The organism is Bradyrhizobium sp. USDA 3311, from assembly GCF_054062495.1.
On the sequence record NZ_JBSSFI010000001.1, the window covers coordinates 6,507,045 to 6,522,973 of the forward strand.

Annotated in this window: 12 protein-coding genes; 9 read left to right on the forward strand and 3 right to left on the reverse strand. The window is 65.4% G+C overall.

Going from position 1 to position 15,929, the window contains the following annotated elements; translation table 11 throughout:
• Positions 1-22 precede the first annotated feature (22 nt).
• The 4 genes from ACVWW6_RS31435 (at position 23) to ACVWW6_RS31450 (ending at position 4,071) form a co-directional block, all read left to right on the forward strand.
• A complete protein-coding gene (locus tag ACVWW6_RS31435) occupies positions 23-1,636 on the forward strand; it encodes a L,D-transpeptidase family protein (RefSeq protein WP_456682000.1) in 1,614 nt (537 codons plus the stop codon).
• A gap of 135 nt (positions 1,637-1,771) precedes the next feature.
• Positions 1,772-2,341, forward strand: coding sequence for a glutathione peroxidase (locus tag ACVWW6_RS31440; protein WP_011086922.1), 570 nt, complete (start codon positions 1,772-1,774; stop codon positions 2,339-2,341).
• 163 nt (positions 2,342-2,504) lie between these two features.
• Positions 2,505-3,512 carry a polysaccharide deacetylase family protein gene (locus tag ACVWW6_RS31445; protein WP_011086921.1) on the forward strand — a complete coding sequence of 336 codons (1,008 nt, stop codon included), beginning with the start codon at positions 2,505-2,507 and terminating at the stop codon, positions 3,510-3,512.
• A gap of 7 nt (positions 3,513-3,519) precedes the next feature.
• Complete coding sequence (locus ACVWW6_RS31450; RefSeq protein ID WP_404522516.1) at positions 3,520-4,071, forward strand: dihydrofolate reductase; 552 nt, start codon at positions 3,520-3,522, stop codon at positions 4,069-4,071.
• A gap of 33 nt (positions 4,072-4,104) precedes the next feature.
• Here the strand turns inward: ACVWW6_RS31450 and ACVWW6_RS31455 are convergent, their stop codons facing one another.
• The gene (locus ACVWW6_RS31455; RefSeq protein WP_011086919.1) at positions 4,105-4,557 is read right to left on the reverse strand and encodes a DoxX family membrane protein; all 453 of its coding nucleotides are present in this window, start codon (positions 4,555-4,557) and stop codon (positions 4,105-4,107) included.
• Between the two features lie 354 nt (positions 4,558-4,911).
• A complete protein-coding gene (locus ACVWW6_RS31460; protein ID WP_456682001.1) occupies positions 4,912-7,221 on the reverse strand; it encodes an NADP-dependent malic enzyme in 2,310 nt (769 codons plus the stop codon).
• A gap of 246 nt (positions 7,222-7,467) precedes the next feature.
• Here ACVWW6_RS31460 and ACVWW6_RS31465 point away from each other — a divergent pair, with 246 nt between their 5' ends.
• Positions 7,468-9,438: a hypothetical protein gene (locus ACVWW6_RS31465; RefSeq protein ID WP_456682002.1), complete on the forward strand. Its 1,971-nt coding sequence runs from the start codon at positions 7,468-7,470 to the stop codon at positions 9,436-9,438.
• A 155-nt stretch (positions 9,439-9,593) separates the two neighbouring features.
• On the opposite strand, the gene aspS is transcribed toward ACVWW6_RS31465, so the two are convergent.
• Positions 9,594-11,366 (reverse strand): aspartate--tRNA ligase, encoded by a 1,773-nt coding sequence (gene aspS / locus ACVWW6_RS31470; RefSeq protein WP_456682003.1) that lies wholly within the window; start codon positions 11,364-11,366, stop codon positions 9,594-9,596.
• Positions 11,367-11,562: 196 nt separating this feature from the next.
• Between aspS and ACVWW6_RS31475 the strand changes: the two genes are divergently transcribed.
• The 4 genes from ACVWW6_RS31475 to ACVWW6_RS31490 all read left to right on the forward strand — a co-directional run bounded on the left by ACVWW6_RS31475 (position 11,563) and on the right by ACVWW6_RS31490 (position 15,918).
• Positions 11,563-13,038, forward strand: a complete 1,476-nt coding sequence (locus ACVWW6_RS31475) for a protein adenylyltransferase SelO (RefSeq protein ID WP_456682004.1) — start codon at positions 11,563-11,565, stop codon at positions 13,036-13,038.
• A gap of 210 nt (positions 13,039-13,248) precedes the next feature.
• On the forward strand, positions 13,249-14,100 hold the full coding sequence (locus ACVWW6_RS31480; protein ID WP_456682005.1) for a phosphodiesterase: 852 nt from the start codon (positions 13,249-13,251) through the stop codon (positions 14,098-14,100).
• Position 14,101: 1 nt separating this feature from the next.
• Entirely contained in the window at positions 14,102-15,052 is a 951-nt protein-coding gene (locus ACVWW6_RS31485; protein WP_456682006.1) for a carbohydrate ABC transporter permease, read from the forward strand.
• Positions 15,049-15,918, forward strand: a complete 870-nt coding sequence (locus ACVWW6_RS31490) for a carbohydrate ABC transporter permease (RefSeq protein ID WP_060911762.1) — start codon at positions 15,049-15,051, stop codon at positions 15,916-15,918. The genes ACVWW6_RS31485 and ACVWW6_RS31490 overlap by 4 nt, the downstream gene beginning before the upstream one ends.
• Positions 15,919-15,929 lie beyond the last annotated feature (11 nt).

Genomic DNA, 15,929 nt, shown 5'->3' on the forward strand with positions numbered 1-15,929 from the left:
GATTTGGATTATGGATTCGAGGATGAATAGCGTGAAGGGGTCCGGTTCTTCTGCCAAGCCGGCGCGGCTGTGGCAGGTCGCCATTTTGGCGACGGCTGGTGCGATCGGTACGGCAAGCCAGGCGGACGCAGCATTTTACTACTGGACGGATTATTCCGACGGGTCCTACGCCTCCCGTCAGGATCGGCATCTCGAAGTCCCGCGCCAGAAGCCGCAGAAGCGCGGCGCGGCCGGCAAGAAGGACGCGGTTGCCGAGAAGGAAGTCGGCACCAAGCCGCAAGGGCCGCTCGTCATCGTCGTCTCGATCGACCGGCAGAAGGTGACGGTCTACGACACCAACGGCGTGTTCGCGGAATCCCCGGTATCGACAGGCATGAAGGGCCACTCGACGCCGATGGGTGTGTTCAGCGTCATCCAGAAGCACAAATTCCACCACTCCAACATCTATAGCGGCGCGCCGATGCCGTACATGCAGCGGATCACCTGGTCCGGTGTCGCCATGCATGCCGGCGTGCTGCCGGGTTATCCGGCCTCGCATGGCTGCATCCGCATGCCGATGGCGTTCGCGGTGAAGATGTGGAATTGGACCAAGATGGGTGCACGCGTCATCGTCTCGCCCGGCGAGATGACGCCGCACAGCTTCCAGCACCCGCTGCTCGCCTCCGTGCGCGTGCCGCCGCAGCCCGCGGCCAGCGTCGAGCCTCAGACCAACATCGGCGACAAGGCCGACAAGGGCGCACCAACCAAGACCACTGAAGCCAAACCGCCCGAGACCAAGACCGCCAGCGCCGAGAGCGTGCTCGAGCTGCGCTCGTCGGTCGGCCACACCGTGATGTCGGACATGACGACGGGCAATGCGCCGGCCCGCGCGGAAGCGGCCGCACCGGCCGACAAGCTTGACGCAACGAAATCCGCCGAAGCGTCTGACGCGGCCAGGCCGGCAAACGCTGATGCGAAGCCGACCGATTCCGCCGAGGCACCCAAAGCGACCACGGCCTCCGACGACAGGCCCGCCGACAAGGTCGAGGCCGTCAAGTCCGAGCCCGTCAAGACTGACGCGGCCGACGCCGCAAGGAAGCCTGATGCCGCCGTGACGACTACGGCACCCGTGCCGGACGCCAAGAAGGACGAGAGCCGCGTTGCCGATCCTGCGCCGGGTGCGAAGCCGGAAGCGCCCAAGCGGGCCGGCCAGATCGCCGTCTTCATCAGCCGCAAGGATTCCAAGCTCTACGTGCGGCAGAATTTCGCGCCGCTGTTCGAGGTGCCGGTCACGATCGCCGCGAGCGACCGGCCGCTCGGCACGCACGTCTTCACCGCCGAAGTCGACAAGACCGACGCCAATGCATTGCATTGGTCGGTGGTGTCGCTGCCGGTCTCCGCTCGCGCCGCCGCGCGCGAGGATGACAGCCGCGTGACGCGCCGCCAGCGTGGCGCCGCCGTGATCCCCGTCGCCGCAAAGCCGGTGGTCACGCCGGACACCCCGGCTGAGGCGCTCGACCGCATCGCGATCCCCGCCGACACCATGGCGAAGATCAACGAGATGCTGACCTCGGGCGGCTCGGTCATCGTCTCCGACCAGGGCATCAACCAGGGCGAAACCGGCGAAGGCACTGATTTCATCGTCCGGCTCTACTAGAGCGTTTTCGAGCGCCCGATCCATCGGAACGGAAATGGCTCCAGGCGCTTCGCCGCTCCCGATAACGCGGTGTTGACGAGGCCGATCGCAACGGCGGAGTAACATGCATCCCGGATCATTTCGGGGGACGCCGTCATGATGAACCGAAGGACCATGCTCATCGCGGCGCTTGCAGGCGCCGTCGCGCCGGTGACGCGCGCGGTCGCCGGTGGCGGCATGAGCCGGATCTCGGCCTACGCCTTCTCCTTTCCCGCGTTGTCCGGCGACGACATCCGCCTCGCCGCTTTCACCGGCAAACCGCTGCTGGTGGTCAACACCGCCTCGCTCTGCGGCTACACGCCCCAATACGCGGGGCTGCAAGAGCTCTGGAGCGAGTTTGGCGAGCGCGGGCTCACCGTGATCGGCGTGCCCTCCAACGATTTCGGCGGCCAGGAGCCGGGCGGAACGAGCGAGATCACGGAGACCGCGCACCACCAATACGGCGTTACCTTCCCGATCGCGGCCAAGGCCACAGTGATCGGCGCGAGGGCGCATCCGTTCTACAAATGGGCGGCCGACGCGCGCCCGAAGGATGTTCCGCGTTGGAACTTCCACAAATACCTGATCGGGCGTGACGGCTATATCGCCGAGGTGTTTGCCTCCAACATCGAGCCGACCGATACGCGAATCAAGACGGCGATTGCCAAGACGCTGGCCGACACTTGATGCAACGCGCCCCATCCGGTTGGGCACAATTGTGGCGGGATGCCAAACAGCCGTTGCAATGGCGATGGCCCACCATCTAGGCTAAGATCGTTTGGGGCAGGATGGTTTTGCCGGAGGCGAAAAGCCACGGCGGAACAACGGGATCAATCTCGAGGACAACACCATGCGTGTGGCGGCAGGACTGATTTTGGCAAGCGCGATGTCTTTAGGCATGACCGGCGCGGCATGGTCGCAGGCCCCGGCCGCGAAGCCCGCCGCCGCAACGGCGGCGACGCCGGCCGCGGCGGCGCCCGCCGCAGCACCGGCCCCCGCAGCGGCTGCCGCGCCAGCGGGCTTCGTCAATCCGCCACCGCCCAAGCAGGCGCCGCAGCCCGCACGCGCGGCCTGCAACACACCCGACGCGCTCGGGGTCGCCCGCACCGTCGAGATCGACACGACAGGCGGTCCAGGCTTCGGCTTCGAGCACTTCAAGGAGCTCGACTTCCTGCGCGACAAGGAGGTGGTGTTGACCTTCGACGACGGCCCCTGGCCGAAGAACACGCCCGCCGTGCTGAAGGCGCTCGCCGATGAATGCACCACCGGCATCTTCTTCTCGATCGGCAAGCACGCGACCTACGAGCCGGAGATCCTGAAGCAGGTCTACGCGGCGGGCCACACCGTGGGCACCCACACTTGGTCGCACGCCAATCTCAACAACAAGAAGCTCACGGAAGCGCAGCGCAAGGAAGAAATCGAGAAGGGCCTTTCGGCGGTAAAGTGGGCGCTCGGCGGCATCTCGCCCTCGCCGTTCTTCCGCTTCCCGGCGCTCCAGCATCCGCCGGAGATGGTCACCTATCTCGGCAACCGCAACACGGCGATCTTCTCCTGCGACATCGACTCCTTCGACTTCAAGGCCTCGAAGCCCGAGAAGGTGATCGAGACCGTGATGAAGAAGCTCGACAGCAAGGGCAAGGGCATCGTCCTGATGCACGACTTCCAGAAGCATACGGCAGAAGCCCTGCCCGAGCTCCTCAAGCGCCTGAAGGCAGGCGGCTACAAGGTGGTGGCGATGCGCGCCAAGTTCCCGGCGTCTTCGCTGCCCGAATACGACCAGGAGCTGCTCAAGGACGTCAAGCTGCCGACGGTGAGCCAGCGCCCGGTCAATTCCGTGGTGACGACCGTTTCGGAATAGCCGGCAATTGTCTTTCCGTATCGAAGGCTACGTCATCGTCTCCGCGGACGGCATGCTCGCCGACGCGAGCCATGTCATGCCTGACAGCCTGAAGTTCGAAGGCGACAAGCTGTTCTTCGAGCAGGCGCTCGATCGCGCCGCGCTGATCGTGCACGGCCGGCACTCACATGAGCAGCAGCCGAACTCTCCGAAGCGCAAGCGGCTGATCACGACCCGCAAGATCAAGGCCCTCACCGTCGATCCGGAGATGCCGAACGCGACATTGTGGAATCCGGATCACGCGAGCTTCGAGGAGGCCTGCGCCTTCGCCGATGTCGCCTCCGGCATGGTCGCGATCATCGGCGGTCCCGTCGTGTTCGACATGTTCATGGACCGTTACGACACGTTCTGGCTGTCGGAAGCCCCGCATCTGCGCCTGCCCGGCGGCGAAGGTTGTTTTGTCGGCGTGCCCGAGCGGACCCCGCACGAGGTGCTGGCGTCACACGGGATGAAGCCGGACGCGCCCTATGTGCTCGACGCGGCGCATGACGTCACGGTGACACCGTGGCGTCGGGCGTAGGTGCACTGCAACAACGCTCCCTGCAAAAACGCCCTACACGTCCCCGTAAGCCGCCTCGACCGGCCGCGTGGCGCGGCCATAGCCGATGATCATGCAGAGCGCACCGATGATCGAGAGATTCTTCAGCGCATCGACCAGCATCTTTGCGTTGTCGGGCGCCGCCAGATTCCAGAAGTCGTAGAACAGCACGGTTGCGACCGCGACGTAGACGATCAGCAGCATGGCGAAGAACCGCGCCCCGAAGTTCAGCGCGATCATCAAGCCCGCAATGATCTCGAGCGCCCCGACCGCGATCGCCAGCAGCTGCGGCGTCGTCATGGCGGTCGCCGTCTCGATCTGCTTGGCGTAAGGCGCGATGATGTCAGGCACCACGACCTTGGTGGCAATGAAATCGGCGGTCGCCTGGATAGCGAAGAGTTTCGTCGCGCCCGTGTAGATGAACAGCACGGCGAACAGAATTCGCCCGAAAGTCACGAACGCTGGCATGATCGGCCTCTTGGCTCAGGCTTTCTAAGATCGGAACTTGGACGAAAGTCCCGAGCGATTATGAAGAGTCGTTGGCCGGTTTACAAACGGGGAAATGGAGAACTGTTTTGAAAAGATTGAAGGGCGGATGCGCCGGAGGTGTGCTCCCTCGCCCCGCTCTTGTCCGCAGAAGCCTTGGCGAGGGCGGATGCGGGGCCGCGACGAGCTTCGCTCGCGCTGAGAGGGTTGGGGTGAGGGGAGCCTCCACGGGGGCGGTGAGAATTGGACTCGCGGAGAGTCCCCCTCACCCGGATCGCATCTGACGATGCGATCCGGCCTCTCCCCGCAAGCGGGGAGAGGCGAAGAGGTCCCGCCTTACGTAAACAACGTCGGCTGCTGCCGCGCCGCGCGCTCCTGCGCTTCCACGACGGCGACCGCAGTCATGTTGAGGATGCCGCGCGCGGTCACCGAGGGGGTGAGGATATGCGCCGGGCGCGCCGGGCCGATCAGGATCGGGCCGACGGGCAGTGCATCCGCGAGCGACTTGATCATCTGATAGGCGACGTTGGCGGTGTCGAGCGTCGGCATGATCATGATGTTGGCCTCGCCCTCGAGGTTGGAGTGCGGCAGCACCATCTTGCGCGCAGCGGCCGAAAGTGCCGTGTCGCCCTGCATCTCGCCGTCGGCCTCGATCTCCGGATGCTTCTCCTTCAGAAGCTGGGTCGCCCGGCGCATCTTGCGCGAGGACTCGGTGTCGTAGCTGCCGAAATCGGAATGCGAGACGAAGGCGATCTTCGGCTTGATGTTGAAGCGCTGGACGTGGACCGCCGCGAGCGAGGCGATCTCGGCGAGTTCTTCCGCGCTCGGATTGGGGCGAACCTGCGTATCGGCGATGAAGAACGCGCCCTTGCTGGTGATCAGCAGCGCCAGCGCCGCATAGTCGCTGATCCCTGCCGAGAAGCCGACGATCTCGCGGACATGGCGCAGATGGCTCATGTAGCGGCCCTCGACGCCGCAGAGCATGGCATCCGCCTCCCCGCGCGTCACCGCGAGCGCGGCGATGACCGTGTTGTTGGTGCGTACCACCGTGCGCGCCGCATCCGGCGTCACGCCGCGGCGGCCGGCGACCTCGACATAGGACTGCACGTAGGATCGGTAGCGCGGATCGTCCTCGGGGTTGACGAGGTCGAAATCCTTGCCGGCCTTGATCGACAGGCCGAAGCGCTTGATGCGCGCCTCCACCACGGACGGACGACCGACCAGGATCGGCGTCGCCAGCTTCTCCTCCAGCACCACCTGCGTGGCGCGCAGCACGCGCTCGTCCTCGCCCTCGGCATAGATCACGCGCACCGGCTGGGTCTTGGCCTTGGCGAACATCGGCTTCATGACGAGGCCGGAGCGGAAGGCGAAGCGCATGAGCTGCGCGGCATATTCGTCGAAATTGGTGATGGGACGCGTCGCGACGCCCGACTCGATCGCGGCCTTCGCAACCGCCGGCGCCACGCGCAGGATCAGCCGTGGATCGAACGGGCTCGGAATCAGCGAGCCCGGACCGAAGCCGCCCATCTCGCCGGTGTCGACCCCTTGCGCCACCGCATCCGAGGGCGCCTCGCGCGCGAGCTGCGCGATGGCTTCGACCGCGGCGTGCTTCATCTCCTCGTTGATGGCGCTGGCACCGACGTCGAGCGCGCCGCGGAAGATGAAGGGAAAGCACAGGACGTTGTTGACCTGGTTCGGATAGTCCGAGCGGCCGGTGCAGATCATGGCGTCGGGGCGCACCTTCCGCGCTTCCTCCGGCATGATTTCGGGCGTCGGATTGGCGAGCGCCATGATGAGCGGCTTGTCGCCCATCGCCTTGGCCATCTCAGGCTTGAGGACGCCCGGTGCCGACAGCCCGATGAAGATGTCCGCGCCGCCGATGACGTCGGCGAGCGTGCGCTTGTCGGTCTTCTGCGCATAGACCGCCTTCCAGCGGTCCATCGAGGTGTTGCGACCCTCATGCACGAGGCCGTCGATGTCGCAGACCCAGATGTTCTTGCGCTGCGCGCCCATCGACACCAGAAGATTGAGCGTCGCAATCGCGGCAGCACCTGCCCCTGACGCCACGATCTTGACGTCCGACAGCTTCTTGCCGTTCAGCCTGAGGCCGTTGGTGATGGCGGCGGCGACGATGATCGCGGTGCCGTGCTGGTCGTCATGGAAGACCGGGATCTTCATGCGCTCCTTCAGCCGCGCCTCGATCTCGAAGCACTCCGGCCCGCGGATGTCCTCGAGATTGATGCCGCCGAAAGTCGGCTCGAGCGCCGCCACGGTCTCGACCACCCGGTCGATGGTGTCGGCGGCGATCTCGATATCGAACACGTCGATGCCGGCAAACTTCTTGAACAGGACCGCCTTGCCCTCCATCACGGGCTTGGAGGCCAGCGGGCCGATATTGCCGAGGCCGAGCACCGCGGTGCCGTTCGAGACCACGGCGACCAGGTTGGCGCGGGTGGTCAGCGTCGCCGCCTCGGCCGGGTTCTTGGCGATCTCGGTGCAGGCAGCCGCAACGCCCGGAGAATAGGCAAGCGCGAGGTCGCGCTGGTTGGCAAGCGGCTTGGTCGCCTGGATCTCGAGCTTGCCGGGGCGCGGCAGACGATGATAGGCGAGCGCCGCCTTGTGGAGGTCATCAGAATAGGACGACATGCGGTCTCTTGCCTCGCGTTACCGGCCTCAAACTACGTTGTCCTGACCGGTCTGTCGCGGGTCGCGGTATTCCGGGTCATGGAAACGGGATGAAGCACGGCCGGCGCCCCGGTGGCAACATCGGATTCCGCCCCCATCAACAGGCCGCGCGGTCAAATAATTGAAAACCATAGCTTTCCCTGGACCGCCCCGCGCTTTGCGAATATGGCAGGTTGCGCAGTGCAAAACGAGCAACTGGAGCTGAGAATGAAGCGGATCCTGATCGGCCTGATCGCACTCGCCGTGCTCGCCGCGGGCGGATGGTTCGGCTTCAACCTCTATGCCAGACATCGCGCCACCGCGGAGATCGAGGCCGTCTTCGACCGGATCCGCAGCCAGGGCGGCAAGGCAAGCCACGGCAAGGTGGCGTTCGACGTGACGAGCCGGACGCTGACCATCGAGGACATCGCAGTCGATCCCGCCGGGCAGCCACAGGCGCACGTCAAGATCGCCGGCATCAAGGGAATGGGCCTCCGCCAGACCGATGAGACCCGCTTTGCGGCCGACAGCATCGAGATCTCCGGTTTCGAGGTTGCGCTGGACGAAGTCGGCCCCGGGAAGCTGAAAGCCTCCTACAAGATCCCGCAGATGATCATGCGCGATTACGCGGGCCCTGTTCACGTCCAGAATGCGCCGGCGTCAGGCGCCCTGATCGACTTGTACCGATTTGTGCTCGATCAGTATGCGAGCGTGACCGCATCTTCAGTCACGGCACCGACCCTCACCATCGCTTTCGATGCCGGCAAAGGCGCCGCCGGCAGTGGCGAGGTCGTCTATTCGGGGCTCGCGATCCAGAAGCTCGGCAAGGGCAAGGTCGACGCGATGAAGGCCGACCGCGCCTCCTTCACGATCAACGTGGAGCAGGCCGGCAAGGCGGACAAGCTGACCGGCGAGATGTCCGACCTCATCATCAATGATTTCGACTCGACCGCAATCGCCGCCGCCCTCGATCCGCAGAAGGCCAACGACGACAGCTACCATCGCGTTTACGGACAAATGTCGAGCGGCCTTTACGTGGCGACGTCGACGCACGGCGTGCGGATGCAGGTCGACGGCATCGCGATCGCCGATATCGCGGTCCAGCCGTCAAAATTCCGGCCGGTCGAGATTCTGGCACTGCTGCCGACGGACCGCTCCATCCAGCCGACCCCGGCGCAATCGCGCGAGATGATGGAGAAGCTCGCCGGCCTCTATGACGGCCTTCGCGTCGGCAAGATCGAGATCGGCACCATGTCGATCACGACCCCGCAAGGGACGCCCCGGCTCAGGGCAATCAGGTACCAGGAGGGCGAGTTCGCGCTCGAAGGCCTCGATGCGCCGACGCCGCAAGGCCAAGTGAAGATGGAGCGCTTCGCGCTCAAATCGCTCAGCCTGGCGAACCTGTTTCGTTGGGCCGCGAGCCTCACCACGCCCGGGCAGCCGCCCTCGCCCGATCAGATGCTGGGCCTGTTCCGGGTGCTCGAAGGCGCCGAGATCAAGGGCGTGGTCTCGCCCTACAAGAACACGCGGCAGCTCGTCACCATCGACACGATCAGCCTGAACTGGGGCCAGCTGGTCGGCTCGATCCCGAGCAAGGCCAATCTGGTCGTGAAGATGGTCGCTCCCACCGATCCGGCCAATCCCACGCAGCTGCCGCTGACGATGGCCGGCATCGACAAACTGGCAATCAACCTCGATCTCGGCGCGGCCTGGACGGAGTCCTCGGGCGCGCTGGCGCTCGCGCCGGCCACCATCGACCTCGGCAACCTCGCCAAGGCGCAGGCCCGCCTCGCACTCGCCAACGTGCCACGCGGCGTGTTCACGGCCGACCCGGTGCAAGCCATGAGCCAGGCCGGGCAGATCGAAGCCGGCGCGATCGAGCTCTCCCTGCGCGACAGCGGCGTCGTCGATCTGCTCGTGGCGCAGTTCTCCCGCATGCAGAATGTCAGCCGCGACGCGGCGCGCGGCGCCATCGTCGAGATGATCCGGGCACAGGGCGAGAAGATCGCGGCCGCCAATCCCGATGCCAAGACCGCGGTCGATGCCATCGCCGGCTTCGTCGAGACGTCAGGGCAAACGCTCACCATCAAGCTGACGCCGCTCGGCAAGGTGCCGATGCTTCAGCTGCTCGGCGCCCTGAACAACGAGCCGATCGTCGCGCTGGCACAATTCCGCATCGAGGCGTCGACGGGGTTGTAGGCCGAGCGTTCGCTCGGCGGTCTCGTGTCCCGGACGCGGCGCGGCATGAAATGACGCGACGCAGAGCCGGGACCCAGGGTCACCGTCCGTGAAGTCTGGGCCCGGCTCTGCAGCGCACCGCTGAAGAAGCGCTGCGCTGCGTCCGGGGTACGCATTCACTTCTGCGGCAGGTTCACTCGCACATGCAGCTCGCGGAGCTGCTTGGTCGTGGCTTCCGACGGTGCGCCCATCAGGAGGTCCATGGCCTGCTGGTTCATCGGGAACAGCGAGATCTCGCGCAAATTGGTGGTGCCGCACAGCAGCATCACGATGCGGTCAACGCCCGCGGCCATGCCGCCATGCGGCGGCGCGCCGTACTGGAAGGCGCGGTACATGCCGCCGAAGCGGTCAACCACCTCCTGCTCGCCATAGCCGGCGATCTCGAACGCCTTCACCATCGCTTCCGGCACGTGGTTGCGGATGCCGCCCGAAGCGATCTCGTAGCCGTTGCAGGTGATGTCGTACTGGAACGCCTTGATGGTCAGCGGATCCTGGCCCTTCAGCGCCTCGAGGCCGCCCTGCGGCATCGAGAACGGGTTGTGCGAGAAGTCGACCTTCTTGTCGTCCTCATTGTACTCGTACATCGGGAAGTCGACGATCCAGGCGAGCTCGAACCGCTCCTTGTCGGTGAGGTTCAATTCCTCGCCGACCTTGTTGCGGGCAAGACCCGAGAACTTCCAGAACTTGTCGGGATCGCCGGCGACGAAGAAGGCGGCATCGCCTTCCTTGACACCGATCTGCGCGCGGATCGCAGCGGTGCGATCAGGTCCGATGTTGTTCGCCAAGGGACCGGCGCCCTCGCCGCCCTCGCGCCACATGATGTAGCCGAGACCGGGCTGGCCTTCACCTTGCGCCCACGAATTCATGCGGTCGCAGAAGGCGCGGCTGCCGCCGCCCGGCGCCGGGATCGCCCAGACCTGGTTCTTGGGGTCTTCGAGCATGCGCGCGAACACCTTGAAGCCGGAGCCGCGGAAGTGCTCGGAGACGTCCTGCATCTCGATGGGGTTGCGCAGGTCCGGCTTGTCGCTGCCGTATTTGCGCAGCGCTTCGGCGAACGGGATGCGGCGCCAGTTCTTGCTCACCGGCTTGCCCTTGGCAAACTCCTCGAACACGCCGGTGATGACGGGCTCCATCGCCCCGAAGACGTCTTCTTGCGTGACGAAGCTCATCTCGACGTCGAGCTGGTAGAACTCGCCCGGCAGACGGTCGGCGCGCGGGTCCTCGTCGCGGAAGCACGGCGCGATCTGGAAGTAGCGGTCGAAGCCCGACATCATCAGCAATTGCTTGTACTGCTGCGGCGCCTGCGGCAGCGCGTAGAACTTGCCGGGATGGATGCGCGAGGGCACCAGGAAGTCGCGCGCGCCTTCCGGCGAGGACGCGGTCAGGATCGGGGTGTTGAACTCGAAGAAGCCCTGCCCCTCCATGCGCCGACGCATCGACTTGATGATTTCGACGCGCGTCATGATGTTCTGGTGCAGTTTTTCGCGACGCAGATCCAGGAAGCGATATTTGAGCCTGATATCCTCAGGATATTCCTGATCGCCGAACACCGGCAGCGGCAGGTCGCCGGCCGGGCCCAGCACCTCGATCTCGCTGACATAGATCTCGATCTTGCCGGTCGGCAAATCGTCGTTGTCGGTGCCTTCAGGGCGGCGGCGGACCTTGCCGTCCATCTTGACCACGAATTCCGAGCGCAGCTTTTCGGCCAGCGAGAACGCTGGCGAGTCCGGGTCGACCACGCACTGGGTCAGGCCGTAATGGTCGCGCAGGTCGATGAACAGCACGCCGCCATGGTCGCGAACGCGATGGACCCAGCCCGAGAGGCGGATCGTCTCGCCGATGTTGCTCTCGCGGAGCGCGCCGCATGTATGTGACCGGTAGCGATGCATGGTCGTCCCAAATTGATGTCTGAGGAAGCGAATCGGACGACTGAGGTGGCCGGTCCGAAAGTTGCGGCAGGGTTTACCCGACGAGGCCCAAGGCGGCAACCAAGGGAACGGCCTGTTTGGGGCCCGGAAGGCCCATTTTTGGCCGATCTGGGCTCAAGCCTTTGCCATCAGGCGTTCCCCGCCTATCTTTACCTCCATGACCGTCCATTTCCCCTTCCAGAACTCCTATTCGGCGCTGCCGGACAGCTTCTTTGCCCGGGTCGCGCCGACCCCGGTCGCAGCCCCCCGGCTCATCAAGCTGAACCGGCCGCTGGCGGTCCAGCTCGGCCTCGACCCGGATATGCTGGAGACCCCTGAGGGCGCCGAGATCCTGGCGGGCAAGACGGTTCCTGATGGAGCCGACCCCATCGCCATGGCCTATGCCGGCCACCAATTCGGGCAGTTCGTGCCCCAGCTCGGCGACGGCCGGGCGATCCTGCTCGGCGAGGTCATCGACCGGGACGGCGTCCGCCGCGACATCCAGCTCAAGGGAAGCGGTCCCACCCCGTTCTCCCGCCGCGGCGACGGCCGCGCTGCGCTCGGGCCCGTCTTGCGCGAATACATCGTCAGCGAAGCGATGTACGCGTTGGGTATTCCGACCACACGCTCGCTTGCCGCCGTCGTCACCGGCGAGCACGTCATCCGCGAGACCGCGCTGCCTGGCGCGGTGCTGACCCGCGTCGCCGCGAGCCACATCCGCGTCGGCACCTTCCAGTTCTTTGCCGTCCGCCGCGATACCGACGCGATCCGCCGGCTCGCCGATCACGTCATCGCCCGTCATTACCCAGAGTTGCTCGGCACCGAGCGGCCGTATCACGCGCTGCTTGCCGGCGTCGTCGCGCGCCAGGCCGAGCTCGTCGCGCGCTGGCTGCTGGTCGGCTTCATCCACGGCGTGATGAACACCGACAATTCTTCGATCTCGGGCGAGACCATCGATTACGGCCCCTGCGCCTTCATGGATGCCTACAACCCCGCGCAGGTCTTCTCCTCAATCGACGAGATGGGCCGCTACGCCTACGCCAACCAGCCGCGCATCGCGCTGTGGAATCTGACCCGGCTGGCCGAGTGCCTGCTGCCGCTGTTCGGCGAGGAGCAGGAGAAGGCGGTCGAGCAGGCACAGGACATTCTCGGCGCATTCCCCGAGACATTCAGCAAGGCCTATCAGGCGGGCCTGCGCAAGAAGGTCGGCCTGTTCACGGAGCGCGACGGCGACGAGGCCCTGATCCAGGACCTGCTCGACACCATGGCGAAGAACCAGGCCGACTTCACCCTGACCTTCCGCAGGCTGGGTGACGCCGCAGGCGATCCGGCCGCGGACGACGCCCGCGCAGAGTTCATGGACCCCGCAGCCTTCGATGAGTGGGCCCGGCGGTGGCGCGAGCGTCTCGCCGCCGAGCCGCAATCCGCCGCCGAGCGGCAGTCCGCCATGAACGCCGTCAACCCGATCTTCATCCCGCGCAACCACCGCGTCGAAGCCGTGATCCAGGCGGCCGTCAGCGATGACAACTACGCACCGTTCGAGGAATTGGTGAAGGTGCTGGCGAAACCGTTCGAGGACCAGCCGGACTACGCCGCCTACGCCGATCCGCCGCTACCGGACCAGCGGGTGTTGCAGACGTTCTGCGGGACGTGAAAGCTCGCACGCCCCCCCCATCACCATCTCTAATTGATTCACGGCATGGATTGCGCCTTGCGCTAATCCATTCCTGTCCGGTGGACGTTGTGGACACGTCCTGCCCGCGGGAACCGCTGTCATCAAACTGAAACACTCGCGCTCTAACGGCCTGTCAGCGCCATCTTGCCGGAGGCGCCCGTCCTCCAACAAGTCCCGACAAAGCGCGCCATGCCCTTCAAATTCATTCACATCACCGATACGCATCTCGCGAACCCCGGGCTGAAGCTCTATGGGCTCGATCCGCGCGCCCGGCTGGACGCGGCGATCGCCGACATCAACAAGCACCAGTCCGACGCTGCATTTGCTGTCGTGACCGGCGACCTCACCCATTGGGGCGAGCCTGAATCCTACGCCAATTTCGCAGACGCGATGGCTGCGCTGAAAATCCCGTACATCGCCATGGTCGGCAACCACGACAAACGCGTAGCTTGCCTCGACGGCCTGAAGGCCGCACCGCGCGATTCCGACGGCTTCGTGCAGGGCACGCGCACCACCGAGCACGGCCTGTTCGTCTTCCTGGACACGCTGGACGAGACCAGCCACGCCGGCGAGATGTGCGCCAAGCGTCTCGGCTGGCTCGCAAGCACGCTGGCCGCAGCGCCCGCCGACACGCCGTTCGTCGTCTTCATGCATCATCCGCCCTTCCCGGTCGGCGTCCACGCGATGGACGAGATCGCGCTGAAGCAGAGCCCCGAATTCGCGGAAGTCATCGCGCCCTATCGCTCGCGCATCCGCCACCTCTTCTTCGGCCATGTCCACCGGCCGATCTTCGGCAGCTACGGCAAGATTCCGTTCTCGACGCTGCGCGGCACCAACCACCAGGTCTGGTTCGAGCTTGACGCTGCCGCCGCCGAGCATCTCGCCAGCCACGAGCCGCCGGCCTATGGCGTGGTGCTGATCGACGGCGAGAACCTGGTCGTGCACAGCCACGACTTCCTCGACGAAAGTCTGCGCTTCCCCTTCGAGCCACCGGCAGGAGTGGACGGCCGCGACTATGCGCTCAACTTCCCGGCGCGGTGAGATGAGCCTCGCTGAACCCGCGACTCTCCCGGTCGCGGCAACTGCGCCGCCGCGCCTGCTTCTCCTGAAGCGGTTCTCCGCCCGCTTCAAAACCTCGCTGCCGGCCTATCTCCTGCTGCTGCCCTCGCTGATCTTCCTCGCGCTGTTCACTTACGGCGCGATGGGACGCGTGATGATCGACGCGCTGTATCAGCGCGCCACGCCCAAGGCGCCGGTCCGCTTCGTCGGCTTTGAGAACATCAACGCGGTGCTCGCCGATCCCGCCTTCACCGGGGCGATCGTCAACAATCTCGTCTATGCCGTCGGCACCGCGATCCCCAGCATCGGCCTGGCGCTCTTGTTTGCGCTGGCGCTGTCGCGCACCAACGCCTTCAACAGCGTGCTGCGCGCCGCGCTGTTCCTGCCGGTGCTGATCCCGATGGTCGCGGCGTCCGCGCTGTTCCTGTTCATCTTCCTGCCGAATGTCGGCCTGCTCGACTACTACATCGGCCGCGTGCTGCCGGTGCTGCCGAACTGGCTCGGCGATTCCGACATCGCGCTTTACGCCATCATGGTCATCACCATCTGGAAGAACGCCGGCTACTACATGCTGTTCTTCCTCGCCGGCCTCCAAGCGGTGCCTGAGGACGTGATGGAAGCCGCCCATCTGGACGGCGCCGGTCCGTACCAGCGCCTGCGCCACATCATCCTGCCGGAGCTCAAGCCCACCTTCCTGTTCGTCACTGTCATCGCAACGCTCAATGCGGTGACACAGGTCGACCACGTCTTCGTCATGACCAAGGGCGGACCGTCCAACGCGACCAATCTCGTGCTGTTCTACATCTACCAGCAGGCCGTCGAGCACTACGACATCGGCAAGGCCTCGGCGGCCACGCTGCTGACGCTCGCCGTGCTGATGGGCCTCACCGCGCTCTCGTTCCGGACGATGGCGAACCGGGAGGGCGGGCCGTGAAGCTGATCGACTGGCTGCTCAAGGACGCCCCGCTCGCCACGCGCCGCGAGATCACGCCGAAGCTCGGCTTCGTGCTGACCGTGCTGCTCGCGATCATCTGGCTCATCCCCTTCCTCTGGATGGGCGTTGCGACACTGCGCCCCGCCTCGGACGGCATCAACGCCATGGCCGAGCTGATGCCGAGCCTGAAGCCGACGCTCGACAATGTCAGGGATGCCTGGGAGATCGGCGATTTCCCGCGCTACGCCCTCAACACCACGATCATCTGCACCGGCATCCTGCTGGTGCAGCTCGTCACGATCACGCTGGCGGGCTTTGCCTTTGCGCGCCTCGCCTTCGCCGGCAAGACGCTGATCTTCTATCTGTTCCTGATGCAGCTGATGCTGGTGCCGGTGCTCTTGATCGTGCCGAACCTGACGCTCGTGGCGCAGCTCGGCCTCTATGACACGCTCACCGGCGTGATGATGCCATTCTTCGCCTCCGCCTTCGGCACCTTCCTGATGCGGCAGGCCTTCGAGGCGATCCCGACCGAGCTGGAAGATGCCGCGCTGATCGACGGCGCCAGCCTGTTCCAGCGCATTCGCCACATCTACGTGCCGCTGTCGATGCCGAGCTTCTCCGCCTTCGCCATCATCTCGGTCACCAGCCACTGGAACGACTTCCTGTGGCCGCTGATGGTGATCAATTCGCCGGACAAGCGGCCGCTCACCGTCGGCCTCTCCGTCTTCACCGCAACGGCCGAAGGCACCCAGGCCTGGGGCACCATCGCCGCCGGCACGCTGATGGTAATCGCGCCGCTGCTCGTCACCTTCCTGATCTTCCAGAAGCGCTTCATCAGCTCTTTCGTCACCTCAGGCATCAAATAGGAGATTTTCCG